We start from the raw sequence: 24,153 nt of genomic DNA, 5'->3' as shown, positions 1-24,153 counted from the left end.
GGAAGCCTTAAATTTTTTTCCCTGAATAAAGCATCGATATTAAAATTCCTGTAAACATTGTGCATAGGTAGAGCCTACGGGAATAATCTTGTCCCCGATCCGGATCTGGTTTTTGTCGAACCGGGTAACGGCGTTTTTCGCCACGATAAATGCGCGGTGTGTCCTCACAAACCTCCGGACAGGAAGTAAAAGCTGCATATCGCCGATCGGCATCCGGGTGCTCAGCGAGGAATTGTTGTTCAGATGAATGAGTGTGTAATTTCCGGCTGCTTCGATATACAGGATATGATCTACGATAACCTTCACCTGTTCATAACCGTCCTTAATAAAAAAGTGTTCTGGAGCTGAGACAATTCCGCCCGACTTTTTTCGGAGACTGTATAGTTCTTCCGCCTTATTGCAGGCCTTCAGAAATCTTGACAGGGAGAAAGGTTTCAGCAGATAGTCGAGCGCATTCAGTTCGAAACCTTTTACAGCATGCTCTGCATAGGCCGTAGTAAAAATCACCAGTGGGGGATTGCTCAGGCTGCCGAGGAAATCAATTCCGCTGATGTCAGGCATCTTGATATCAAGAAATATGAGGTCTACCTGATGCTGCTGCAGATGGGCTATCGCTTCAAAGGCATTGGTGAAAACCGCCTCCAGTGTGATAAAGGGGACTTTGGAGGCATGGGATTTTACAATATCCAGGGCAATGGGTTCATCATCTATAGCGATAGCAATCATTTTTTAAGCTAAATTCAGCGTTAAATGTACGAAAAACTCTTTTGCACTTTCCCTGATGATCAATTCATGTTTTTTAGGATATAAAAGCTCCAGCCGCTGTTTCACATTTGGCAGTCCGATGCCGCTCTGCAGTTTCTCGGGATCACCATCGGCTTTGAGATGAATACTGTTGTTGACATCAAAGTACAGGGTGTGGCCTTTGGTCTGGAGCGTAACTTTGATATGTGAGGGCGACTGCAGGCTGATGCCGTGTTTGAAAGCGTTTTCCACAAACGGAATCAGCAGCATAGGTGCAATCTGGAGGGATGAAAAGTCTTCCTCAATCTCCGTACTGATGATGATATCTACAGAGAGGGATGTTCTCAGTTTTTGCAGGGCAATATAGTTATTCAGGTAGTCAATATCCCTGCTGAGGGATATTTTATCCTGCATGTTCTCCTGCAACATAAACCGCATCATATCCCCCAGTTTCTGGATACCCTCGCCGGTGCGCTCAGCATTTTCCTGCAGCGCTGTACCGTATAGGGTATTCAGGGCATTAAACAGGAAATGTGGGTTGATCTGGGATTTAAGGAAGCCCAATGAGGCATCAGACTTGCCCAGTTCTTTTTTGAGGGTGAAGATCTCCTGTTCGGTTGCATTTCTGTTCCTGTAAATATACCAGGCCAGGGGAGCGCTGATGGCCAGTTGCGCCGGGATATGGAAAAGGTTAATGATGATAAACAATTCACCTCTGCTGCCAATCAGCGCACCAACCAAGCCCACAGGAATGCCAGTTAGGAATGCAATGATGGTGATCTTTCCGTAAAAAGTGCGGGAGGGGTTAACCACTGAACTGACAGTTGGAATAATATAGTATATAGAATAGATTGTCGTGAATATCCCGGCGATCACCACCATTGTCCAGCAGATGATCACATCAAAACCGACCCCCGCGGCCAGCCAGAGCAATACTCCTACAAACCAGAAGGCCATTCCAAAGACAATCTCCAGTTTCATCCGGTGCTGTGTGCTGTCTTCCTTATTATCGGTGAAATAGATCAGCAGTTTTTTTAGCGCAACATAGATACAGATCAGCAGTACCAGCCAGGCGGAGTAGGTAAAGCCTTTAAAAAAGATCTGGGTATAGGCATCATCAATATCAGGATACTGAGATAAGAGATAAGTCTGAGTATAGGTTCGTGTAATACTGATCACGAGACCGGAGATCAGATAGGTTGCTAATAATATTGCGGTATTGAAACCGATGTCTACTTTTCTGTATAGCGGCGGCAGGCAGCAGAAATTGAGCATCAGGAAACTAAAATAGAGGATAGAGTAGCGGAAAAGTTCCGGAAGGAAGTAATTTGACAGATAGCTATATTCTATGTAAGCATCCTTAAATTCTTTGGGTACCTCGGTATATGCACTGGAGCCATTGGAAATGAGCATCAGCACGGCGCAGCCATAGATAAAACTTGCTGCCCAGAATTCTATTTTGTTTAAATCTTTTATGTTCATCGGTACAATACTACGCTGGATTTTGATTCATTCTGATAAAATGTGATGAATGGCTAAAAAAATGTGACGAATAAGGAAATATACCTAGCTTTAGGCCTTTATTCTAATATATGACAGTTTACGGAATACCCAATTGTAATACGGTAAAAAAGGCAAGAACATGGCTGAGTGACCATGGTTTTGAATATGAGTTCCATGATTTTAAAAAGCAGGGTATCACAGCAGAAAAACTGCAGGAGTGGTGTGCGGCTTTTGGCTGGGAGAAGGTGCTGAATAAAAAGGGCACCACCTGGAAAAAGCTGTCAGAAGCACAGCAAAACAGTGTAAAGGATGAAGCCTCAGCTATTGCAGTGCTGCTTGAAAACAACAGTGCTATTAAGCGCCCGGTAGTTGAACGTGACGGGAAAGCGGTCCTGATTAGCTTTGATGAAATACAATACAGCGATTTGTTGAAATAAAGAAACTATTACCTGTTAATATTTGTTAAAATAGAACACAGACTAAGAAACTGAATTATATTTGGATGCTGCATGTTCATGCAGCGTTCATTACCTGAAAAAGAGAATATACTAAAATGGAGATGCTTAAGAGGTTATTTATCGTAATGCTGCTTACGATACCACTATACACGATTGCCCAGACCGGGATCAGCGGTGGGGTTTTTGACTATGAAAACAAAAGTTTCCCTTTGCAAAAGGTAACAGTAAGAAACCTGAACAACCAGAAGGTTGTGTTAACCGGTGCTGCCGGACAGTTCACCATCACGGCAAACAAGGGCGACCTGCTGGAGTTTTCGTTGCCGGGTTATCATACCGATACGCTTTACCTGACCAATATGCAGGCAAAAACGATCTATTTGCCATCACAGTCTACCAACCTGAAACAGGTGGATGTAAAAGGGGCCAGGTTGTCTAACGACCTGCAGCTGAAAGATCCGAATGCACCCGGTTTTAGCCGTGTGTCTGGTATTGCGCCAACAAAAAACATTCAGCGTGCCGGTGGCGTGGGACTGGCTTTTGGTTCAGGAAAGGACAAGCGTGAGCGTGCAAAAGTAAAACGCCTGGAGGAAGCCTCTTTTTATGAGACAGAAATCAACCAGTATTTTAATGAGGAACATGTGAGCGGACTGATCAAGCTGCAGGGGCAGGAACTAAAAGATTTTATCAATTTATACAGGCCTTCTGTTGCCCGGGTAAAAAGTGAGCGTCCTTTTAACTATGATTTCTATATTGCACAGGCTTATCAAACCTGGTTGAAATTACCACCCGAAGGCAGAAAATTATCTCCGGTACCTACCGGAAAGAATTAGTATGGCCGGAGAAAAGCCCCGGCAATACGAACTGGCGTTCCGGAACACATCACCCGACATTATTCAAATAATTATTAAGCAGGCAGACAATAATTGTTTGGATCTTCAAAGCTCCATCTAAACTAAAAACAAAACATAATCAGATGAACCCTAAATTAATGAATAACCTCTTTATTCAGAGAGCACTCCTTTTGGCAGTGTTTTTTGCATTTGGTATCAGCGCCCGCGCACAGCAGGCCCCGGCGGCAACTGCCGGAAATTACGATCCTCATGCGGCTTTCAGTCCGCTGTTTTACACTCAAAATGGCAATGAATTCCGTTCCGCCAGCGGATATCCCGGATCTAAATACTGGCAGAACCGTGCCGATTACACGATCGCAGCCAACCTGGATGACCAGACCAATACCGTTAGCGGTACAGTAACTATTACTTATAAGAACAACAGCCCTGACCAGTTGCCTTACATCTGGCTGCAGCTGGACCAGAATCTTTTTGATAAGAATTCAAGAGGTAATTCCCTGATCAAACTGGGAAGCCGTTATGGCGCCCGCGGAGAAAAAGTAAATGGCGGTTATAAAATCAGCGGCCTTACGGTTTCTAAAAAAGCCGTTCCGGTTAAATTTACTTCGATCACAGAAGATACCCGTATGCAGATCCGTTTAGATCAGCCTCTGGGTGCTTCAGGTGATGTGATTACGATTAAAATGGACTTCTCTTTTGTGATCCCGATCAATGGATCAGACCGTATGGGGCATTTGACAACAAAAAATGGCGAGATCTATACGATTGCACAATGGTTCCCGAGGTTATGTGTATATGATGATGTGCTGGGCTGGAATACCCTTCCTTACTGGGGTGCTGCTGAGTTCTACTGTGAATATGGCGACGTTAACTACAGTGTGACTACCCCTGCAAACCACATCCTGATGGGATCCGGAGAATTATTAAACCCGCAGGAGGTATTTACTGCCGAGCAGCTGAAACGCTGGAACGCAGCAAAGCTGAGCGACAAAACGGTTAGCATCCGCTCTGCGGAAGAAGTGCTTGATCCTAAATCGCGCCCGGCAAAAGATAAGCTTACCTGGAAATTCAGGATGAGCAACACCAGGGATATCGCCTGGTCTTCTTCCAAAGCGTTTGTGCTGGATGCCGCAAGGATTAACCTGCCAAGCGGCAAGAAATCTCTGGCCGTATCTGCGCAGCCGGTAGAAAGTAATGATGCCGACAGCTACGGCAGGGGAGTAGAATATGTAAAGGGCGCTATTGAGCATTATTCAGGTAAATGGTTTGAATACCCTTATCCTATGGCTGTAAACATCGCTGCCAATATCAGCGGTATGGAATATCCGGGAATTGTTTTCTGCGGATGGAAAGCTAAAAAAGGACAGGCTTGGGGCGTAATTGACCATGAGTTTGGACACAGCTGGTTCCCGATGATTGTGGGCAGCAACGAGCGCAAGTATGGCTGGATGGATGAAGGATTTAATACTTTTATCAATGGCCTGTCTTCTGCAGCATTTAACAATGGCGAATACAAGGACGGTGCTGACGACCTGCATAAGGCTGCCAAGTATATGGCGCAGCCAGACAGGGAATATATCATGCTTACTCCTGATGCTATGGTTGAGAAAAACATTGGTGTAAACCTGTATAGTAAACCGGCCTGGGGTTTAAATATCCTGCGTAATTATGTACTGGGCACAGACCGCTTTGACTACGCCTTTAAGAATTATATCAAGCAGTGGTCGTTTAAACATCCTACGCCATTTGATTTCTTCCGCTCTATGGAAAACGGTGGCGGTGAAGACCTTGCCTGGTTCTGGAGAGGCTGGTTTATGGAAAACTGGAAAACTGATCAGGCTGTTACTTCTGTAACCGCGTCGAAAAAAGACGGAAAAACGGAGGGATACGATATCGTGATCACTAATCTGGAGAAAATGCCGATGCCGGTAATCCTGCAGGTGAAAACTGAAAGCGGTAAAACCGATATCGTCAAAATACCGGTAGACGTTTGGATGAGAAACAAAAGCTGGACAGTGAACTATGCTACTACTGAAGAAGTGGTGTCTGTGGTATTAGACCCGGAGCATGTACTTCCTGATTCAGATGAGAGCAATAATACCTGGAAGAAATAAATCCAGGATTAAGGCTTTGAGTGATATTAAGAGAAATTCCGGCTTACTGGAATTTCTCTTTTAGTTTCTGCATATCCAGAACAGGCGCGGGCTCATCCAGTCTGATCAGCCATCCTTTCTGTTTCAGCAATACGATTTCTACTTTAGCTACAGAAAGGTCTTTACCTTTAATGTTTTCACTGTATACCAGCGGAGCCGGCGGTTCAACGTTTGCAGCAGTAGAAAACAATACTTCGATGTTAAACTTTGGCCACAACTGAATATCGCCCATGTTGGCAGAATAAATCTTTTTGGTAGTGTTTGCCGGAATCAGTGCAGCAAACTCACCTTTGTAGGTTCCTCCCTTTTCAGTGGTCATGCTGGCCAGCAGCTGGAACGATGTTTCGTTGATCAGGTGAAAATGGGCTACCACAGCGCTGTGCTGATCAGCTACCAGGCCTAAGTAAACGCCTTCTTTTTTAAATTCTGCTACCGGAGCGGCAACTGCCTGTCTGTTGCTCACTACTGTATTGTCGTCCGGAATATCCCCGTGTACCAGTGTTACCTTTGAAGCAAGCACAGGGATCTCAAAATCATTGGCATCAGTAACACCTATAGTGTCTTTATCAATGATACGGGTAATTGTACCTTCTATATTTTCGTCTACAAAACGAACAAAATCACCTAAATTCAAGTTCATAACTATATGTTTTAGCAGAGTATATTTTCTGTGTAATACAAACCTAGTGAATAATCGATAGATATCAGGGGCATATTCGTGCTTTGTTCGTATACTGGTCGTACCAGTACCGTTATTTCAACGTTTCCGATCCGTATCAGTTCCGTACCATGTATACCCCATGGATACTGCAACCATACTGCAACAATACCGCAACTATACCCCCTGAGTATAGTTGCGGTATTGTTGCAGTAATGAAGGGGTATAGATGGTACGGAACTAAAACGGAACGAAAACGGCCGGAGACCGTAGCGTTCCAAACCAGTGTACGAACAGCGTATAAACAAAGACACAATAAATCTCCTGTTCTTCTTATCTTTGCGGCAGCAAAAACACTATGACAGAAGAAAAGCAAGCCAACAACCCCTTACATGGCAAAACCCTGGAGTTTATTCTGAAACAACTGGTTTGGCATTATGGCTGGCCTGAACTGGGCAAACTGATCAGGATTGCCTGTTTCAATAATGATCCCAGTTTAAAGTCGAGCCTTACCTTTTTAAGGAAAACAGACTGGGCCAGGAAAAAGGTAGAGAAGCTTTATTTGAATACTTTTCATTAAATCTCTGTTAACCACTTGATTTATAAAATGTATTGTCTTACCTTTGCAGTCCCTTATTGAGGGGTAAAGTTTTAAATAACAACAATAAAAACAAATAGCAATGCCAACCATTCAACAATTAGTTAGAAAAGGTAGAGTAGCACTGGAGTTCAAGAGTAAGTCTCCGGCGTTGGACAGTTGTCCACAGCGAAGAGGTGTATGTACACGTGTATATACCACTACCCCTAAAAAACCAAACTCAGCAATGCGTAAAGTAGCGCGTGTACGTTTGACCAATGGAAAAGAAGTTAACGCTTATATTCCTGGAGAAGGTCACAACTTACAGGAGCACTCTATCGTATTGATCCGTGGTGGTCGTGTTAAAGATTTACCAGGAGTACGTTATCACATCATCCGTGGAGCTTTAGATACTTCAGGTGTTGCTGGTCGTAACCAACGTCGTTCAAAATATGGTACTAAACGTCCAAAACCAGGTCAGGTAGCTGCCGCACCAACAAAAGGTAAAAAGAAATAATTAGGAGGAACAGAAAATGAGAAAGTCAAAACCAAAAAAGAGAATTATCCTTCCTGATCCGAAATTTAACGATGTTCAGGTGACGAGGTTTGTAAACAATATGATGTACGATGGAAAAAAATCCATTGCTTACTCTATTTTTTATGATGCAGTAGAATTAGCTGAGAAAAAAGCTGGTGAGAACGGTTTAGAAGTATGGAAACGTGCTTTAACAAATGTAATGCCTGCAGTGGAGGTTAAATCACGCCGTGTTGGTGGTGCTAACTTCCAGGTTCCTACAGAAGTTCGTCCGGACCGTAAGATTGCTTTAGGCATGAAATGGTTAATTTCATTTGCACGCAGACGTGGTGAAAAAACCATGAAAGAAAAATTGGCAGGAGAAATCGTTTCAGCTGCTAAAGGTGAAGGTGCTGCTGTTAAAAAGAAAGAAGATACGCACAAAATGGCTGAAGCCAACAAAGCGTTCTCACATTTCCGTTTTTAATTATTGAAATCATAAGATGTCAAGAGACTTAAGATATACAAGAAACATCGGTATTGCTGCGCACATTGATGCTGGTAAGACTACTACAACAGAGCGTATCCTTTATTATGCTGGTGTAAGTCACAAAATCGGAGAAGTGCACGAAGGTGCAGCTACGATGGACTGGATGGCACAGGAGCAGGAACGTGGTATTACCATTACTTCTGCTGCTACAACAGTAGGCTGGAAATACAGAGGACAAGATTACCATATTAACATCATTGATACACCGGGTCACGTGGATTTTACCGTAGAGGTAAACCGTTCACTGCGTGTACTTGATGGTTTGGTGTTCTTATTTTCTGCAGTTGATGGTGTTGAGCCTCAGTCAGAAACTAACTGGCGTCTGGCTAACAACTATAACGTTGCCCGTATCGGCTTCGTAAATAAAATGGACCGTTCTGGTGCAGATTTCTTAAAAGTTGTTGGACAGGTTAAAAGCATGTTAGGCAGTAACGCTGTTCCATTGCAGTTACCAATCGGTGCTGAAGATAACTTTACTGGTGTTGTTGATTTAATTAACAACCGTGGTATCGTTTGGAATGAGCATGATAAAGGTATGACCTTTACTGAAGTGCCAATTCCTGACGATATGATCGATGAGGTTGCTGAGTGGAGAGAGAAATTACTGGAATCTGTTGCTGATTATGATGAGTCTTTGATGGAGAAATTCTTTGAAGATCCAAACTCAATCACTGAGCGTGAAATTCTTGATGCATTGCGTAAAGCAGTATTGGACGCTACAATCGTACCAATGGTTTGTGGTTCATCTTTCAAAAACAAAGGTGTACAGACCATGCTTGACTATGTGATGGAATTATTGCCTTCACCAATGGACTCAGAAGGTATCGTAGGTACCAACCCTGATACAGGCGAAGAAGTATTGCGTAAACCAAGTGAAAAAGAGCCTTTTGCAGCTTTAGCATTTAAAATTGCAACGGATCCTTTCGTAGGCCGTCTTTGCTTTATCCGTGTTTACTCGGGTAACTTAGAAGCAGGTTCATACATTTACAATGCACGTTCTGAAAACAAAGAGCGTATCTCCCGTATCTTCCAGATGCATGCTAACAAGCAAAACCCTATTCCAAATGTTGGAGCTGGTGATATTGCTGCGGTAGTAGGTTTCAAGGATATCAAAACAGGTGATACACTTTGCGAAGAGAAAAACCCGATTGTTCTGGAGTCAATGAACTTCCCTGAGCCGGTTATTGGTTTAGCTATTGAGCCTAAAACTCAGGCTGATATCGATAAGTTAGGTATGGGATTATCTAAACTTGCTGAAGAAGATCCTACATTCAGGGTTCAAACTGACGAGGAAACTGGTCAGACTGTAATCTCTGGTATGGGTGAGCTTCACCTGGATATCCTGATCGACCGTTTAAAACGTGAGTTTAAAGTTGAAGTAAATCAGGGTGCTCCGCAGGTAGCTTATAAAGAAGCAATCAACGGAACAGTACAACACCGTGAGACTTATAAAAAACAATCAGGTGGTCGTGGTAAATTTGCAGACATCCAGGTTGTGATTTCTCCAATTGATGCTGACTGGGAAAAAGGTGGTTTACAGTTTGTAAACGAAATCACAGGTGGATCTATTCCACGTGAGTTTATCCCTTCAGTTGAAAAAGGATTCGCAGCATCTATGTCTAACGGCGTATTAGCTGGTTACCCGCTTCCTGACATGAAAGTTCGCTTAATTGATGGTTCATTCCACGCAGTCGATTCAGATGCTTTGTCATTCGAATTAGCAGCTAAAATGGCTTACCGTGAAGCGTTGCCTAAATGTAACCCGGTATTGATGGAGCCAATCATGAAAATCGAAATCCTTACTCCTGAAGAAAACATGGGTGATGTAATCGGTGACATGAACCGTCGTCGTGGTCAGCTTTTAGGAATGGATACACGTAACGGATCACAAGTGATCAAAGCTACTGTGCCTCTTTCTGAAATGTTTGGTTATGTTACGCAACTGCGTACGATCACTTCAGGCCGTGCGACTTCTACAATGGAATTTGATCACTATGATCCGGCTCCAAGAAACGTACAGGATGAAGTTATTGCCAAATCAAAAGGCAGAATCAAATCTATCGACTAGTAGTATAAAATTAAACCGGCCGCCTGTTATTAATAGCTCTAACAGGCAGCCTTAACACAAATATCATGAGCCAAAGAATCAGAATTAAGTTAAAATCTTACGATTACAACTTGGTAGATAAATCTGCTGAGAAAATCGTTAAGACTGTTAAACCTACAGGTGCAGTGGTTAGCGGACCAATTCCGTTGCCAACAGAAAAGAAAATCTTCACAGTTTTGCGTTCACCACACGTGAACAAAAAAGCACGTGAGCAATTTCAATTATGTGCTTACAAACGTTTGTTAGATATTTATAGCTCTAACTCTAAAACTGTTGATGCGCTGATGAAACTTGAATTACCTAGCGGTGTTGAAGTAGAAATCAAAGTATAATTAGTTTTTTACGTTAAACAGAAAAGGCCTCCGGATTTCCGGAGGCCTTTTCTGTTTAACTATGATATTGTATTAGATACCCTTATTCTTGTATTCTTCGAGTTTGTTCCGCTCATCCTGCAGTTCCCTGGCCAGTTTCTTTTCTTTCTCGTTAGACTTGGTCTTGTAAGTTTGGTATTCTTTTGAAATCTCTTCATAAAGTTCAGACCTGTATCTGGCCTCATGTATGTTTTTTGCAGATCTGCTGATGACGAATATCAGGCCCAGCGCCAGTACAGTGATGATTGACCAGACAATAGTGTTATAAGTTGATTTGCTGAATGATATGCCTAAAAAGGTGATGTCGTCTGATTTTGAGTTAGATGACTCCAGGGCGTCTTCTTTAGCTTTGATCTGGCCATTCAGTGTGTCAATAGTTTTAGCCTGGGCATTTATCTTACTCTGGGCCGTTCTGCTGCCTGCACGCTCTTTTCTGATCGAATCGGCGACACTATTATAAAAAGCGGTAAGCCGGCCCGGAACAATCAGTTTTGCGCCGTAATAGCTCTTTGAGCGGTAAAGGAGAGACTGGTACTGGCCTTTCAGGCTGTTGTCAATGATCTGGACTTTAGGTGTGCCAACCGCTGTTGCTGCTGTGTCTGGCACTGCAACTTGTCCGGCAACCGCGAAGCTGATCATCAGGAAGCTGAGAAGAGATAAGATAAGTTTGTTCATAAATGATTGTTTGTACGAATTTAGCAATGATATTTTAAATATACTACACTAAGTTCAGTCCGCACATCATCATGTAGTTTCCTCCTGATTACCAGTCGTGCAAAAAAAAATAGATCGCTTTGATTCACAAGCATGTACGTTAAAACTGGCTTTAACTGCATTTTCTGCAAATTGTTAAAAAATAATAGCATTTATTTGAAAAAATAATACGCTAACTATTTGAAAATTAAGATTTCTTTCCTATTTTTGCCCTCCCTTAACGGGAAAGTGTATCCACCTTGAACGAAGCCCTACTGCTACGATGGGTGTTAAATTAAAAAAAGAAAATGTCAGGTATTATTGGAAAAAAAGTAGGAATGACCAGCATTTTCGACGCCGATGGAAAAAACATTCCATGTACGGTGATCGAAGCTGGGCCTTGTGTAGTTACACAGGTTAAGACCGAAGAGAAAGACGGTTACGTTTCAGTACAGTTAGGCTTCGATGAAGCTAAAGCGAAGAACACAACCCAGCCTCTTAAAGGCCACTTTGCGAAAGCAAACACAACTCCAAAACGTAAATTGGTAGAATTTGAGCCGTTTGAAGAATCACTTAGTTTAGGTGATACTGTAACGGTAAACATTTTTGCTGAAGGCGATTTTATTGATGTTGTAGGTACTTCAAAAGGTAAAGGTTTCCAGGGTGTTGTGAAACGCCACGGATTTGGTGGTGTTGGTGGTCAAACTCACGGACAGCATAACAGAATGCGTGCTCCGGGTTCATTGGGTGCTGCTTCGTATCCTGCACGTGTATTCAAAGGAATGCGTATGGCAGGAAGAATGGGTGGAGACAGAGTAAAGATTCAGAACTTACAGGTTTTGAAAGTTTATGCTGATCAAAATCTTGTTGTAGTTAGTGGTTCCATTCCAGGAGCTAAAGGTTCTTACGTAATCTTAGACAAGTAAGCAGATGGAAGTTAATGTAGTAAACATTTCAGGAAAAGAGACAGGTGCCAAGGTGCAACTTCCTGAGTCGGTATTTGGTGTAACACCTAGCGATCACGCAATTTATTTAGATGTTAAACAGTATTTGGCTAACCAACGTCAGGGTACTCACAAATCTAAGCAACGTAACGAAATCGCGGGTTCAACACGTAAGTTGTACAAACAAAAAGGAACTGGTGGTGCCCGTGCGGGTAGTATCAAATCTCCATTGTTTAATGGTGGTGGTCGTGTATTCGGTCCTCAACCACGTGATTACAGTTTCAAACTGAATAAAAAATTAAAATCACTGGCACGTAAATCTGCGTTGTCATACAAAGCTCAGGACAACAATATCCTTGTTTTGGAAGATTTTACTTTTGACACGGTTAAAACTAAAAATTACTTGAACCTTGTTAACGCTTTAAGCTTAACTGGTCAAAAAACTTTGTTGGTTTTACCTGTTCAAGATAACAATATCTATTTATCAAGCAGAAACATTCAGAAAGTGAAAGTGATTACCGCTGATCAGTTGAATACATATGATGTATTAAACTGTGGTAAACTTTTGTTGACTGCAAATACTGTTAAAACAATTGAGGAGGCATTTGCCAAGTAATATGGAATTTTTAAAGAAACCAATACTAACAGAAAAAGCTTCTGCTCTTACAGAGAAGTCCAGCCGCTTCACTTTTAAAGTAGAGCACAAAGCAAACAAGCTGCAGATTAAACAAGCTATCGAAAAAATGTATGGTGTTAATGTTCTTGCGATCAACACAATGGTTGTGAACGGAAAATTAAAATCAAGAAATACAAAAGGTGGTTTGGTAACGGGACGTAGCCCGAAATATAAAAAGGCGATTGTAACCCTGGCAGCAGGCGAAACAATTGATTATTACGCGAATATTTAATAAGAATTGAATTATTTATAACTATGGGCTTAAGAAAATTTAAACCAGTCACTCCGGGAACCCGCTTTAGAGTTGGGGCTGATTTCTCGGAGATTACAGCAACCAAGCCCGAAAAATCATTGGTTGTTTCTTCTAAGAAATCCGGTGGACGTAACAATACAGGAAAAATGACTATGCGCTACATGGGTGGTGGTCACAAGAAATCTTACCGTTTGATTGATTTCAAACGTGATAAGTTTGATATTCCTGCAACAGTAGCTACTGTTGAATACGATCCAAACCGTACAGCACGCATCGCATTATTACATTATGCAGATGGTGAGAAGCGTTATATCATTGCACCGGAAGGATTGCAAGTAGGGCAAAAAGTAGTATCGGGAGATACAGCAACTCCAGAAGTTGGAAATACTTTAAAATTAGCTAACATTCCGTTAGGTTCAATTGTACACAACATTGAAATTCAACCAGGACGTGGAGCACAACTGGCACGTAGTGCAGGTGCTTATGCTCAATTAGCAGCACGTGATGGTAAATATGCAACTGTGAAAATGCCTTCAGGTGAGGTTAGATCAATTTTAACTACCTGTTTAGCAACAATAGGAGCAGTTTCCAATTCGGATCACGCAAATGAAGTATTAGGTAAAGCAGGTCGTAAACGTTGGTTAGGACGTCGTCCTAGAACCCGTCCGGTAGCGATGAACCCAGTCGATCACCCAATGGGTGGTGGTGAGGGTCGCTCATCAGGAGGTCAGCCACGCTCAAGGAATGGTTTATATTCTAAAGGCTTTAAGACCCGTTCGCTTAAAAAATACTCAAATCGTTTCATCATAGAGAAAAGGAAGAAATAATGGCACGTTCGATTAAAAAAGGACCTTACATCGACCATAACGTAGAGAAGAAAGTAGTCTCTATGAATGAATCAGGCAAAAAGTCTGTCATTAAAACTTGGTCTCGCAGATCAATGATTTCACCAGATTTCGTGAATCATACATTTGCAGTTCATAACGGTAACAAATTTATACCGGTATACGTAACAGAAAACATGGTTGGTCACAAGCTGGGAGAGTTTGCTCCAACCAGAACATTTAGGGGTCACTCTGAAAAGAAAAAATAATTAAGAGATGGAAGCAGTAGCGAAATTAAACAATTGTCCAACCTCACCACGTAAGATGCGTTTGGTTGTAGATCTTATCAGAGGTGAGCGTGTTGAGAAAGCATTACATATTTTAAAATTCACCAATAAAGATGCGGCAATCAGAGTTGAGAAACTTTTGTTGTCAGCCATCAAAAACTGGGAAACTAAAAATGAAGGTTCTCGCCCTGAAGAAAACCAGTTATACGTGAAAACTATAATGGTTGGTGGCGGCCGTCAGTTGAAAAGACTGAGACCAGCACCTCAAGGCCGTGGATACAGAATACGTAAACGTAGTAACCACGTAACTTTGGTAGTAGATAGTAAAAACGTTGAAACTCAAACTAATTAGTAGAAATGGGACAAAAAGCAAATCCAATAGGAGCAAGGTTGGGAATCATCAGAGGTTGGGATTCTAACTGGTTCGGTGGCAACAACTATGCTGACAAATTAGTTGAGGACGAAAAAATAAGAAAATACCTTTCTGTGCGTATCGCAAAAGGAGGAGTAGCTAAAGTAGTTATCGAGCGTACGTTAAAACGTATCACTGTAACTATCCACACTGCCCGTCCGGGAATCGTTATCGGAAAAGCAGGAGCTGAGGTTGACAAGATCAAAGAAGAATTGAAACAACTTACAAAAAAGGAGATTCAAATCAACATTTTTGAGATCAAACGTCCTGAGCTTGATGCACAACTGGTAGCAGAAGGTGTAGCAAAACAATTAGAGGCAAGGATCTCTTTCCGTAGAGCCATGAAGTCGACAATCGCATCAACAATGCGTATGGGAGCTGAAGGTATCAAGATAATGACTTCAGGTCGTTTAGGCGGAGCAGAGATGGCTCGTAACGAGCAGTATAAAGAAGGAAGAATTCCTTTGCATACTTTCCGTGCTGATATTGACTATGCATTAGCTGAGGCATTGACTACTTACGGTAAGATCGGTGTTAAAGTATGGATCTGTAAAGGTGAGGTTTACGGTAAACGTGATCTTTCTCCAAACATTGGTGCAACAAGCAATGCTCCTGGTAAAGGTGGCAGACCTGAAGGTAACTTTGGTGCAGGTGGCGGCAGAGACAGAGACAACCGTGGCGGTGGCGACAGAAGAAACGACAATAAAGGCGGTGCCGGTCGTGGCGGAAGAGGTCCAGGTCAGGGTGGTCCGGGTCAGGGCGGTCCAGGTAGAGATAACAGAGGCGGAAATCCTGCAAACAGAGGTCCTCGTAAATAATTAGTCAACAGATCGTTTAACGATAATATTAAAATAAGATGTTACAGCCAAAAAGAACGAAGTTCAGAAAGATGCAAAAGGGCAGAATGAAAGGTTTAGCAACACGTGGTGCTGAACTGTCATTCGGGTCTTTCGGGATTAAATCTTTAGAGGCGACATGGATTACCAGTCGTCAGATAGAGGCAGCCCGTATTGCGGTAACTCGTTTCATGAAACGTGAAGGCCAGGTGTGGATTAGAATATTCCCGGACAAACCGGTAACTAAGAAACCAGCCGAAGTACGTATGGGTAAAGGTAAAGGTGCTCCTGAATACTGGGTTGCAGTTGTAAGACCGGGACGTATCATTTTTGAAGCTGAAGGCGTATCTTTAGAAATCGCTAAAGAAGCAATGCGTTTAGCAGCTCAGAAATTACCTATCCAAACAAAATTTGTAGTACGTAGAGATTACGTAGAGGCATAAAGAAGTTTTGGGGTCAATGTTGTAAGTAACTTGTTATTATAACCGCTAGACCCAGAACATAAAAATTAATAAAATGAAGAACTCAGAAATCACAGGGCTTTCACAAGAAGAACTAGTAGTCAGGATTGCAGAAGAAAAAGAAAACTTGGTTAAGTTGAAATTTGCGCATACAATATCGGCTATAGAGAATCCTACCCGTATCACTAAGGTAAGAAAAGACATCGCCCGATTAAATACTGAAATGACAAAGCGTAAAGCGGCGTCAGCTAGTGAAACTAAATAACTTTAGAGTCGAAATGGAAAGACAATTAAGAAAAACAAGAACCGGGTTGGTGGTAAGCAATAAAATGGATAAATCTGTTGTTGTTGCTGTAGAGCGTAAAGTGAAACACCCGATCTATGGTAAGTTTGTTAAGAAAACTACCAAATTTATGGCTCATGACGAGAAAAACGATTGCGGTATTGGTGATACAGTACTGATCATGGAGACTCGTCCGCTGAGTAAGAACAAGAACTGGAGATTAGTGGAAATTTTAGAGAGGGCTAAATAACATGGTACAACAGGAATCAAGACTAAACGTAGCCGACAATAGCGGCGCAAAACAGGTACTCGTAATTCGTGTACTTGGTGGAACCGGAAAACGGTACGCGTCAATTGGTGACAAAATCGTTGTTACCGTTAAAAGCGCACTTCCTTCAGGAAACATTAAAAAAGGAACAGTTTCGAAAGCAGTTGTGGTAAGGACAAAGAAAGAGATCAGACGTAAAGATGGTTCTTACATTCGTTTCGACGATAACGCAGCAGTATTATTGAATGCACAAGATGAGCCGCGTGGTACACGTATTTTTGGCCCGGTAGCGAGAGAACTGCGTGAAAAACAATTCATGAAAATTGTATCATTAGCACCGGAGGTATTATAATATGAAAAATAAAGTAACTGTTCAACCAAAGATAAAAATCCGTAAAGGAGATTTAGTAAAGGTTATCGCTGGTGATTCAAAAGGCCAGGAAGGTAAAGTACTTTCAGTATTGATTACTAAAAGTAGAATTCTGGTAGAAGGTGTGAACCTTGTATCTAAACATACAAAACCAAATGCTGCTACTCCAAACGGTGGTATCATTAAAAAAGAGGCTGCTCTTCATATTTCTAACGTTGCGTTAATTGATCCAAAAACTGGAAAAACTACGCGTGTTGGCAGAAAGCTTAATGCTGATGGGAAATTAGTTAGGGTATCTAAAAAATCAGGAGAGGAGATCAAATAATGACTTACATACCAAGATTAAAGACTAAATACAAAGAGGAAGTTGTTCCTGCCCTGAAAAGCAAGTTCAATTACAAAAGCGTAATGCAGGTTCCTAAATTAGAGAAAATTGCAATCAACCAGGGTGTTGGACGTTTCTCTGTAACTGACAAAAAGATCATGGACAGCTCTATTTTAGAGATGAGCACGATTTCTGGTCAGCAGGCAGTAGGTGCAAAATCTAAAAAAGATATCTCAAACTTCAAATTACGTAAAGGTATGCCGGTAGGTGTACGTGTAACTTTACGCGATAACAACATGTTTGAGTTTTTAGATCGTTTAATTTCCGTAGCTTTGCCGCGTATCCGTGACTTCAAAGGTATTAACGATAAAGGATTTGATGGAAAAGGTAACTACACATTGGGTATTACTGAGCAAATCATCTTCCCTGAGATCAACATTGATAAAATCTCTAAGATTTTAGGAATGGATATTACCTTTGTAACTTCTGCTACAACTGATGTTGAGGCATTGGAATTGTTAAAACAATTCGGGTTACCATTTAAAAATCAAACACCTAATACAGAGCAATAATGGCAAAAGAAGGAGTAAAAGCTCGCGAAGTTAAGCGCCAGAAATTGGTTGCTAAATATGCAGACAAACGTGCAGAACTTAAAGCTGCAGGTGATTTCGAAGGACTGGACAAGTTACCAAAAAACTCGTCACCGGTGCGTTTACACAACCGTTGTAAATTAACTGGCCGTCCACGCGGTTACATGCGTACTTTTGGTATCTCAAGGGTTACATTCCGTGAGATGGCTTTAGCAGGAAAAATTCCTGGAGTTACCAAAGCAAGCTGGTAAGAAAAATCGTTTTACGTTAGTTGCTGCGCCGGAGAGGCGCATGCTGCTAACGTTATACGTTTAACAAGAAAATTAACCGATGGAAGGTCGCTCCGAATGGTTCGGAAAGGAAACCACTATCACAAATCAATAAAAATGAATACAGATCCAATAGCAGATTATCTTACAAGAGTAAGAAATGCCATCAAGGCAAATCACAGAATTGTAGAAATTCCTGCATCAAATCTTAAAAAGGAAATTACTAAAGTACTTTTTGACAAAGGTTACATTGCCAACTACAAGTTTGAGGAAAACACAGTACAGGGAACGATTAAAATCGCTTTAAAGTACAACCCTATAACTAAGATCCCTGCGATCCGCACATTGGCGCGTATCAGCAAACCAGGTTTAAGGCAGTATGCAGGCGTTGATAATATGCCAAGAGTATTGAACGGTTTAGGTATTGCTATCTTGTCTACTTCAAAAGGAGTAATGACTGATAAAGAAGCAGCCAGACTAAACATTGGTGGCGAAGTTTTGTGTCACGTTTATTAATTAAAGGAGGATAACAAAATGTCAAGAATAGGAAAAGCCCCAATTAGTATCCCTGCAGGTGTAACCATTACAGTAGATGAAGCAAATCTAGTTACTGTAAAAGGTCCTAAAGGTCAATTGCAACAAGCAGTAGATTCAGAAATCACTGTTAGTCAGGAAGACGGTATCTTAAACGTACAACGTCCTACTGAACAAAAAAGACACAAAGCATTGCACGGTTTATACCGTTCATTGATTAACAATATGGTTATTGGTGTTACAGAAGGTTACAAAATTCAACAGGAGTTGGTTGGTGTGGGTTACCGCGCAACAAACACAGGAAATACCCTGGATCTTGTTTTAGGATATTCCCACCATTATGTATTCCAGTTGCCAGTAGAGATTACAGTAACTACTCTTTCAGAGAAAGGTCAGACTCCTAAAATCATTTTAGAGAGTATCGACAAACAACTGATCGGTCAGGTTGCAGCGAAAATCCGCTCGTTACGTGCACCGGAACCATACAAAGGTAAAGGTATCAAGTTTGTAGGAGAAGTGTTAAGAAGAAAAGCAGGTAAATCAGCTTCTAAAAAATAATCATCATGGCAGGGAAAAAATTATCTCGTAGAGATCGTATAAAAAAAGGAATCAGAAAAAGATTGACCGGTTCTGAAAGCCGTCCACGTTTATCAGTTTATAGAAGCAATAAAGGAATTTATGCGCAGATCATTAACGACGTAACTGGAAGCACATTGGTATCAGCGTCATCATTATCAAAAGATTTTTCTGGTAATGGCAATAAATCAGAGCAATCTGTAGCTGTAGGTAAATTAGTAGCTGAAAAAGCAATCGCAGCTGGCATTAAAGAAGTTGTTTTCGATAGAAATGGCTATTTGTACCACGGACGCGTAAAGTCGTTGGCAGAAGGTGCCCGCGAAGCTGGTTTAGTATTTTAATCTGAAAATAGGAGAAGAATGTCAACTATCAATATAAAAAGAGTTAAGACTAGCGAGGTCGAATTAAAAGACCGTTTAGTTAGTATACAACGTGTTGCTAAAGTGACCAAAGGTGGTCGTACTTTCAGCTTCTCAGCTATCGTAGTTGTTGGAGATGAAAACGGAATCGTGGGTTACGGATTAGGTAAAGCGAAAGAGGTTACTGAAGCAATTGCAAAAGGTATCGATGACGCTAAAAAGAACCTTGTAAAGGTTCCTTTGTTAAACGGTACTGTTCCTCACGAACAAATCGGTAAATTCTCAGGTGGTTTTGTATTGATCAAACCAGCTGCAGTAGGTACCGGAGTTATCGCTGGTGGTGCAATGCGCGCTGTATTAGAGAGTGCTGGTGTACACAACGTATTAGCAAAATCAAAAGGTTCATCAAATCCTCACAACGTGGTAAAGGCAACTGTTGATGCTTTAACAAAAATGCGTGATGCTTATACAGTAGCACAACAACGTGGTGTTGATTTAAACAAAGTTTTTAACGGATAAGAACATGGCTAAGATCAGAATAACCCAGGTAAAAAGTATCATTGACAGAAGCGAACGTCAGAAAAGAACAATGCAGGCATTAGGTTTAAAAAAAATGAACCAGTCTGTAGAAGTTGAGGCTAACGCTGCTATCATTGGCATGGTAAGAAAAGTGAATCACTTAGTTGCCATCGAAAGTATATAATTCGCAGAGGTTGTAAGTGTAATATATTATATTACATTTGCAACCTTTGTATATGTTTAACCGTTGTCCCTGATTAGTGAAAGCGAAGGGCAGCACAATAAGTTTCAAAAATGAACTTAAGTAATTTAAAACCTGCATCAGGTTCTACTAAAAACAGTAAAAGAATTGGTCGTGGTACTGGTTCTGGTCGTGGTGGTACTTCCACCCGTGGTCATAAAGGTGCCGGATCACGTTCTGGTCACAAAACCAAAATTGGTTTTGAAGGTGGTCAGATGCCATTGCAACGCCGTGTACCTAAGGTAGGTTTCAAACCAATTAACCGTGTTGAATATGTAGGTGTAAACTTAGATGTTTTACAAGGATTAGCTGAGAAATTCAGCTTGACTTCAATTGATTTTGCTACATTGCAGGAGCACGGTTTAGCACACAAAAACGACCTGGTTAAAATCCTTGGACGTGGTGAAGTTAAATCTAAAGTTGAAGTTAAAGCTCATGCTTTCTCTGCAACTGCACAAAAAGCAATTGAAGCTGCTGGAGGCTCAATCGAAAAATTGTAATTAATGAAGAAGCTGTTTACTACTTTAAGTAATATTTGGAAAATTCAGGAATTAAGAGAGCGTATCGTATTTACGCTCGTAATTCTTTTGGTCTATAGGTTCGTTTCTCACGTTGTTTTACCAGGCGTTGATGCAACAGCCCTAGGCGATAATCAGAAATCTGGAATCTTAGGTCTGCTGGATATGTTTGCCGGGGGATCATTTTCCCGTGTATCGATCCTTGCACTGGGGGTTATGCCATATATTTCTGCATCAATTGTAGTTCAGTTATTAGGTATCGCTGTACCTTCCTTCCAGAAAATGCAGAAAGAAGGAGAGAGCGGCAGGAATAAACTCAATCAGATCACAAGATACCTTACGGTAGTAATTACAGCTGTTCAGGCTGTAGGTTATGTGAAAACACAGGTTCCTAAGGAAGCTATTCTGATTGATCCTACTTTATTCTTCGTTCTTTCAACATTCGTTTTGTCGGCAGGTACATTATTTGTAATGTGGCTGGGTGAGAAAATTACCGATAAAGGTATTGGAAATGGTGTGTCACTGATCATTATGGTTGGTATCATCGCACGTCTTCCGATGGCGCTTTATCAGGAGATCACTTCAAGGGTTATCGTAGACGGGGGCTTGATTGCACTTGTGCTGGAGATCGTTGCTTTGTTCGCCGTGGTAATGTTTACGATCCTGATCGTTCAGGGTGTCCGCAAGGTCCCTGTACAATATGCGAAACGTATCGTTGGTAACAGACAGTTTGGTGGGGTGAGACAATACATTCCATTAAAAGTGAATGCTGCTGGTGTAATGCCTATCATCTTTGCCCAGGCACTGATGTTCATTCCAACAACGCTTACACAGTTCTTCCCTACCTTACAAAATACATGGTTAATCCAGTTCAGTGATCCAACATCACTGGCTTACAGTTTAACCTTTGCATTTTTAATCATTGCATTTACATTCTTCTATACTGCGATTACGGTTAATCCCGTACAGATGTCTGATGATATGAAGAAAAATGGTGGTTTCATTCCCGGTCTTAAGCCTGGTCTGGATACCTCATCTTTTATTGACGATGTAATTTCTAAGATCACCTTTCCAGGTTCTGTATTCTTAGCGATCATTGCCATCCTTCCGTCACTGGCCGTTAAATTCGGTATTAAATCAGAGTTTGCCCATTTTTATGGAGGTACATCCCTGCTGATTCTGGTAGGTGTTGTATTGGATACTTTACAACAGGTTGAAAGTTATCTGTTAATGCGTCATTATGACGGGTTAATGAAAACCGGAAGAGTTACAGGTCGTACTGGTGTTCCCGCTGCAAATGCAAGCGGCAGCAGTGCGGTAATTTAATATGAATGTCTAAGATCTATTATAAGTCTCCGGAGGAGGTTGAGCTCATTAGAATTAGTTCCATGCTGGTATCTGAAACACTTGCAGAAGTGGCGAAGATCATTGGCCCCGGAGTTACCACGATGCAGCTGAACAAACTTGCGGAGACTTACATAAAAGATCACGGAGCGATACCGGCATTTCTAAACTACAATGGTTTTCCTTATTCACTTTGTATATCGCCCAATGAGCAGGTTGTTCATGGCTTTCCTGGTGAGTATGTGATACAGGAAGGAGATCTGATCTCTGTAGATTGTGGTGTGATCAAAAACAATTTCTTTGGTGATTCGGCGTATACGTTCTCTATCGGAGAAATCAGCCCTGACCGCCAGAAATTGGTAGATGTTACCCAGGAGTGTCTGAAGCGCGCTATTGATAAAGCTGTAGTTGGTTCACGTCTCGGTGATGTGGGTTATGCAGTGCAGTCTCTGGCAGAGCAGAATGGTTTCGGTGTGGTGAGAGAGCTTGTTGGTCATGGTGTGGGCGTACAGCTCCACGAGAAGCCAGAGGTTCCAAACTACGGTAGACGGGGTACAGGTATGAAGTTAGAGGAGGGTATGGTAATAGCCATAGAGCCAATGATTAATGCCGGTACAGCTAATATAGAGTTTTGGTCTGATGGCTGGACAGTAACAAGCAGGGACAGTCGGCCTTCGGCACATTTTGAACACACTGTTGCAATAAAAAAGGGCAAGGCAGATGTTTTATCGACCTTTTCTCTGATTGAAGAAGTTTTAAAAGAAAAAAGGTAAATAATTAAATATTTTTCTTAAATTTGCAACCCTGTTTAATAGCAGCTAATTAAGTAAAAATCAAGATTATATGGCTAAACAAGCCTCGATTGAACAAGACGGTGTAATAAGAGAAGCATTATCCAATGCCATGTTCAGAGTTGAACTGGAGAACGGACATGAAATTATCGCTCATATCTCAGGTAAAATGAGGATGCATTACATTAAGATATTACCTGGGGACAAAGTTAAATTAGAGATGTCGCCTTACGATTTATCAAAGGGCAGGATTACTTATAGATATAAATAAAATGAAAGTTAGGTCATCAATTAAAAAACGCAGTGCTGATTGCAAGATTATTCGTCGTAAGGGCAAACTTTACGTAATTAACAAGAAAAATCCGAAGTTCAAGCAGCGTCAGGGATAATAAATTATTGAAGTATGATTAGATTGAATGTACAGGTTACCTCAATCTGTCGTCAAATAATCAACATTTAGTACAAATATGGCAAGGATATCAGGTATTGATTTACCAAGAAACAAAAGAGGCGAAATCGGACTAACCTACATCTTCGGAGTAGGCAGATCAACTGCTCAGCGTATATTAACTGAGGCAGGTATCGATTTTAGCAAAAAAGTACAGGATTGGTCTGATGATGAGTTATCAGCTATTCGTACCATCATTAACGACGGCGTTAAAGTAGAAGGTGCTTTACGTTCTGAGGTTCAGTTAAACATCAAACGTTTAATGGATATCGGTTGTTACCGTGGATTACGTCACAGAAAAGGTTTACCAGTTCGTGGACAACGTACTAAGAACAATTCTCGTACACGTAAAGGCAAGAGAAAAACAGTTGCTAACAAGAAAAAAGCTACTAAATAAAATTAGTAACGAATAATAATTATGGCTAAGAGTAAAAAAGTAACCAAAAAGCGTATTGTTGTTATTGAACCGGTTGGTCAGGCACATATCAATGCGACTTTTAATAATATCATTGTTACCTTAACAAACAACAATGGTCAAACTATTTCATGGTCTTCAGCAGGTAAAATGGGATTTAAGGGTTCTAAAAAGAACACTCCATATGCTGCAGGTCAGGCTGCAAGTGATTGTGGTAAAGTAGCATTTGACTTAGGTCTGCGTAAAGTAGAAGTTTTTGTTAAAGGTCCTGGATCAGGTCGTGAGTCTGCTATCAGAACATTACAGATCTCAGGAATCGAAGTTACTTCGATCAAAGATATTACGCCGCTTCCGCACAACGGATGTCGTCCTCCTAAGAAGAGAAGAGTTTAATTTATTAATTTTTAAAGCTAAGAGTCTGCAGCTTCAGG

At 41.3% G+C, this 24,153-nt stretch carries 38 protein-coding genes; 34 read left to right on the top strand and 4 right to left on the bottom strand.

Annotation, left to right across the window (positions count from 1 at the left end):
* Positions 1 to 39 precede the first annotated feature (39 nt).
* Both FN831_RS11615 and FN831_RS11610 read right to left on the bottom strand, forming a co-directional pair.
* Positions 40 to 726, bottom strand: a complete 687-nt coding sequence (locus FN831_RS11615; RefSeq protein ID WP_142528380.1) for a LytR/AlgR family response regulator transcription factor — start codon at positions 724 to 726, stop codon at positions 40 to 42.
* Positions 727 to 729: 3 nt separating this feature from the next.
* On the bottom strand, positions 730 to 2,226 hold the full coding sequence (locus tag FN831_RS11610) for a sensor histidine kinase (RefSeq protein ID WP_221931332.1): 1,497 nt from the start codon (positions 2,224 to 2,226) through the stop codon (positions 730 to 732).
* Positions 2,227 to 2,336: 110 nt separating this feature from the next.
* Between FN831_RS11610 and FN831_RS11605 the strand changes: the two genes are divergently transcribed.
* From FN831_RS11605 to FN831_RS11595, 3 genes are all read left to right on the top strand, one after another.
* Positions 2,337 to 2,684, top strand: a complete 348-nt coding sequence (locus tag FN831_RS11605) for an ArsC family reductase (protein ID WP_142528379.1) — start codon at positions 2,337 to 2,339, stop codon at positions 2,682 to 2,684.
* 122 nt (positions 2,685 to 2,806) lie between these two features.
* On the top strand, positions 2,807 to 3,535 hold the full coding sequence (locus tag FN831_RS11600) for a hypothetical protein (protein ID WP_142528378.1): 729 nt from the start codon (positions 2,807 to 2,809) through the stop codon (positions 3,533 to 3,535).
* A 143-nt stretch (positions 3,536 to 3,678) separates the two neighbouring features.
* A complete protein-coding gene (locus FN831_RS11595; RefSeq protein WP_246101479.1) occupies positions 3,679 to 5,670 on the top strand; it encodes a M1 family metallopeptidase in 1,992 nt (663 codons plus the stop codon).
* A gap of 43 nt (positions 5,671 to 5,713) precedes the next feature.
* Here the strand turns inward: FN831_RS11595 and FN831_RS11590 are convergent, their stop codons facing one another.
* On the bottom strand, positions 5,714 to 6,349 hold the full coding sequence (locus tag FN831_RS11590) for a hypothetical protein (protein ID WP_142528377.1): 636 nt from the start codon (positions 6,347 to 6,349) through the stop codon (positions 5,714 to 5,716).
* Between the two features lie 376 nt (positions 6,350 to 6,725).
* Here FN831_RS11590 and FN831_RS11585 point away from each other — a divergent pair, with 376 nt between their 5' ends.
* The 5 genes from FN831_RS11585 to rpsJ all read left to right on the top strand — a co-directional run bounded on the left by FN831_RS11585 (position 6,726) and on the right by rpsJ (position 10,447).
* A complete protein-coding gene (locus FN831_RS11585) occupies positions 6,726 to 6,947 on the top strand; it encodes a VF530 family protein (protein ID WP_142528376.1) in 222 nt (73 codons plus the stop codon).
* A 100-nt stretch (positions 6,948 to 7,047) separates the two neighbouring features.
* Complete coding sequence (gene rpsL / locus FN831_RS11580; protein WP_008244597.1) at positions 7,048 to 7,461, top strand: 30S ribosomal protein S12; 414 nt, start codon at positions 7,048 to 7,050, stop codon at positions 7,459 to 7,461.
* 16 nt (positions 7,462 to 7,477) lie between these two features.
* Positions 7,478 to 7,945: a 30S ribosomal protein S7 gene (rpsG, locus tag FN831_RS11575; RefSeq protein ID WP_142528375.1), complete on the top strand. Its 468-nt coding sequence runs from the start codon at positions 7,478 to 7,480 to the stop codon at positions 7,943 to 7,945.
* 16 nt (positions 7,946 to 7,961) lie between these two features.
* Positions 7,962 to 10,076: an elongation factor G gene (gene fusA / locus FN831_RS11570; protein WP_142528374.1), complete on the top strand. Its 2,115-nt coding sequence runs from the start codon at positions 7,962 to 7,964 to the stop codon at positions 10,074 to 10,076.
* A 65-nt stretch (positions 10,077 to 10,141) separates the two neighbouring features.
* Positions 10,142 to 10,447 carry a 30S ribosomal protein S10 gene (gene rpsJ / locus FN831_RS11565; protein WP_008244591.1) on the top strand — a complete coding sequence of 102 codons (306 nt, stop codon included), beginning with the start codon at positions 10,142 to 10,144 and terminating at the stop codon, positions 10,445 to 10,447.
* A 72-nt stretch (positions 10,448 to 10,519) separates the two neighbouring features.
* Here rpsJ and FN831_RS11560 read toward each other — a convergent pair whose 3' ends face one another.
* Positions 10,520 to 11,161, bottom strand: a complete 642-nt coding sequence (locus tag FN831_RS11560; protein WP_142528373.1) for a hypothetical protein — start codon at positions 11,159 to 11,161, stop codon at positions 10,520 to 10,522.
* Between the two features lie 326 nt (positions 11,162 to 11,487).
* Between FN831_RS11560 and rplC the strand changes: the two genes are divergently transcribed.
* The 26 genes from rplC to rpsK all read left to right on the top strand — a co-directional run bounded on the left by rplC (position 11,488) and on the right by rpsK (position 24,115).
* Positions 11,488 to 12,105: a 50S ribosomal protein L3 gene (gene rplC / locus FN831_RS11555; RefSeq protein WP_142528372.1), complete on the top strand. Its 618-nt coding sequence runs from the start codon at positions 11,488 to 11,490 to the stop codon at positions 12,103 to 12,105.
* A 4-nt stretch (positions 12,106 to 12,109) separates the two neighbouring features.
* Positions 12,110 to 12,739, top strand: a complete 630-nt coding sequence (gene rplD / locus FN831_RS11550) for a 50S ribosomal protein L4 (protein WP_142528371.1) — start codon at positions 12,110 to 12,112, stop codon at positions 12,737 to 12,739.
* Position 12,740: 1 nt separating this feature from the next.
* The gene (gene rplW, locus FN831_RS11545; RefSeq protein ID WP_142528370.1) at positions 12,741 to 13,031 is read left to right on the top strand and encodes a 50S ribosomal protein L23; all 291 of its coding nucleotides are present in this window, start codon (positions 12,741 to 12,743) and stop codon (positions 13,029 to 13,031) included.
* 23 nt (positions 13,032 to 13,054) lie between these two features.
* On the top strand, positions 13,055 to 13,879 hold the full coding sequence (rplB, locus tag FN831_RS11540) for a 50S ribosomal protein L2 (RefSeq protein WP_142528369.1): 825 nt from the start codon (positions 13,055 to 13,057) through the stop codon (positions 13,877 to 13,879).
* On the top strand, positions 13,879 to 14,145 hold the full coding sequence (rpsS, locus tag FN831_RS11535) for a 30S ribosomal protein S19 (protein WP_142528368.1): 267 nt from the start codon (positions 13,879 to 13,881) through the stop codon (positions 14,143 to 14,145). The genes rplB and rpsS overlap by 1 nt, the downstream gene beginning before the upstream one ends.
* A gap of 7 nt (positions 14,146 to 14,152) precedes the next feature.
* The gene (gene rplV, locus FN831_RS11530) at positions 14,153 to 14,515 is read left to right on the top strand and encodes a 50S ribosomal protein L22 (RefSeq protein ID WP_055130479.1); all 363 of its coding nucleotides are present in this window, start codon (positions 14,153 to 14,155) and stop codon (positions 14,513 to 14,515) included.
* Positions 14,516 to 14,520: 5 nt separating this feature from the next.
* A complete protein-coding gene (rpsC, locus tag FN831_RS11525) occupies positions 14,521 to 15,393 on the top strand; it encodes a 30S ribosomal protein S3 (RefSeq protein ID WP_142528367.1) in 873 nt (290 codons plus the stop codon).
* Positions 15,394 to 15,431: 38 nt separating this feature from the next.
* Positions 15,432 to 15,854 carry a 50S ribosomal protein L16 gene (gene rplP / locus FN831_RS11520; RefSeq protein ID WP_037442599.1) on the top strand — a complete coding sequence of 141 codons (423 nt, stop codon included), beginning with the start codon at positions 15,432 to 15,434 and terminating at the stop codon, positions 15,852 to 15,854.
* 73 nt (positions 15,855 to 15,927) lie between these two features.
* A complete protein-coding gene (gene rpmC / locus FN831_RS11515) occupies positions 15,928 to 16,137 on the top strand; it encodes a 50S ribosomal protein L29 (protein ID WP_142528366.1) in 210 nt (69 codons plus the stop codon).
* Between the two features lie 13 nt (positions 16,138 to 16,150).
* The gene (gene rpsQ / locus FN831_RS11510; protein ID WP_037442595.1) at positions 16,151 to 16,405 is read left to right on the top strand and encodes a 30S ribosomal protein S17; all 255 of its coding nucleotides are present in this window, start codon (positions 16,151 to 16,153) and stop codon (positions 16,403 to 16,405) included.
* 1 nt (position 16,406) lies between these two features.
* Positions 16,407 to 16,775, top strand: coding sequence for a 50S ribosomal protein L14 (gene rplN, locus FN831_RS11505; protein WP_041878524.1), 369 nt, complete (start codon positions 16,407 to 16,409; stop codon positions 16,773 to 16,775).
* A 1-nt stretch (position 16,776) separates the two neighbouring features.
* On the top strand, positions 16,777 to 17,118 hold the full coding sequence (gene rplX / locus FN831_RS11500) for a 50S ribosomal protein L24 (protein WP_090555287.1): 342 nt from the start codon (positions 16,777 to 16,779) through the stop codon (positions 17,116 to 17,118).
* Positions 17,118 to 17,690, top strand: coding sequence for a 50S ribosomal protein L5 (gene rplE, locus FN831_RS11495; protein ID WP_142528365.1), 573 nt, complete (start codon positions 17,118 to 17,120; stop codon positions 17,688 to 17,690). The genes rplX and rplE overlap by 1 nt, the downstream gene beginning before the upstream one ends.
* On the top strand, positions 17,690 to 17,959 hold the full coding sequence (gene rpsN / locus FN831_RS11490) for a 30S ribosomal protein S14 (RefSeq protein WP_142528364.1): 270 nt from the start codon (positions 17,690 to 17,692) through the stop codon (positions 17,957 to 17,959). The genes rplE and rpsN overlap by 1 nt, the downstream gene beginning before the upstream one ends.
* Before the next feature lie 135 nt (positions 17,960 to 18,094).
* Complete coding sequence (gene rpsH, locus FN831_RS11485; RefSeq protein ID WP_142528363.1) at positions 18,095 to 18,493, top strand: 30S ribosomal protein S8; 399 nt, start codon at positions 18,095 to 18,097, stop codon at positions 18,491 to 18,493.
* Positions 18,494 to 18,511: 18 nt separating this feature from the next.
* Positions 18,512 to 19,069: a 50S ribosomal protein L6 gene (gene rplF / locus FN831_RS11480; RefSeq protein WP_142528362.1), complete on the top strand. Its 558-nt coding sequence runs from the start codon at positions 18,512 to 18,514 to the stop codon at positions 19,067 to 19,069.
* Positions 19,070 to 19,074: 5 nt separating this feature from the next.
* The gene (rplR, locus tag FN831_RS11475) at positions 19,075 to 19,428 is read left to right on the top strand and encodes a 50S ribosomal protein L18 (protein ID WP_090555283.1); all 354 of its coding nucleotides are present in this window, start codon (positions 19,075 to 19,077) and stop codon (positions 19,426 to 19,428) included.
* 18 nt (positions 19,429 to 19,446) lie between these two features.
* Entirely contained in the window at positions 19,447 to 19,965 is a 519-nt protein-coding gene (rpsE, locus tag FN831_RS11470; protein ID WP_090555282.1) for a 30S ribosomal protein S5, read from the top strand.
* A gap of 4 nt (positions 19,966 to 19,969) precedes the next feature.
* Positions 19,970 to 20,149: a 50S ribosomal protein L30 gene (rpmD, locus tag FN831_RS11465; protein ID WP_090555281.1), complete on the top strand. Its 180-nt coding sequence runs from the start codon at positions 19,970 to 19,972 to the stop codon at positions 20,147 to 20,149.
* A gap of 110 nt (positions 20,150 to 20,259) precedes the next feature.
* Entirely contained in the window at positions 20,260 to 20,706 is a 447-nt protein-coding gene (gene rplO / locus FN831_RS11460) for a 50S ribosomal protein L15 (protein WP_142528361.1), read from the top strand.
* A 3-nt stretch (positions 20,707 to 20,709) separates the two neighbouring features.
* A complete protein-coding gene (gene secY / locus FN831_RS11455; protein ID WP_142528360.1) occupies positions 20,710 to 22,050 on the top strand; it encodes a preprotein translocase subunit SecY in 1,341 nt (446 codons plus the stop codon).
* A gap of 5 nt (positions 22,051 to 22,055) precedes the next feature.
* Positions 22,056 to 22,841, top strand: coding sequence for a type I methionyl aminopeptidase (map, locus tag FN831_RS11450; protein ID WP_142528359.1), 786 nt, complete (start codon positions 22,056 to 22,058; stop codon positions 22,839 to 22,841).
* 70 nt (positions 22,842 to 22,911) lie between these two features.
* Positions 22,912 to 23,130, top strand: a complete 219-nt coding sequence (gene infA, locus FN831_RS11445; protein WP_008244555.1) for a translation initiation factor IF-1 — start codon at positions 22,912 to 22,914, stop codon at positions 23,128 to 23,130.
* Position 23,131: 1 nt separating this feature from the next.
* The gene (gene ykgO / locus FN831_RS11440; RefSeq protein ID WP_082434884.1) at positions 23,132 to 23,248 is read left to right on the top strand and encodes a type B 50S ribosomal protein L36; all 117 of its coding nucleotides are present in this window, start codon (positions 23,132 to 23,134) and stop codon (positions 23,246 to 23,248) included.
* 78 nt (positions 23,249 to 23,326) lie between these two features.
* The gene (gene rpsM, locus FN831_RS11435; RefSeq protein ID WP_090555277.1) at positions 23,327 to 23,704 is read left to right on the top strand and encodes a 30S ribosomal protein S13; all 378 of its coding nucleotides are present in this window, start codon (positions 23,327 to 23,329) and stop codon (positions 23,702 to 23,704) included.
* 21 nt (positions 23,705 to 23,725) lie between these two features.
* Positions 23,726 to 24,115: a 30S ribosomal protein S11 gene (gene rpsK / locus FN831_RS11430; RefSeq protein ID WP_041878538.1), complete on the top strand. Its 390-nt coding sequence runs from the start codon at positions 23,726 to 23,728 to the stop codon at positions 24,113 to 24,115.
* Positions 24,116 to 24,153: the final 38 nt, after the last annotated feature.

It is taken from the genome of Pedobacter westerhofensis (assembly GCF_900182595.1).
Taxonomy (GTDB): Bacteria; Bacteroidota; Bacteroidia; order Sphingobacteriales; family Sphingobacteriaceae; genus Pedobacter; species Pedobacter westerhofensis.
This window is presented reverse-complemented; position numbering and strand designations above follow the sequence as displayed.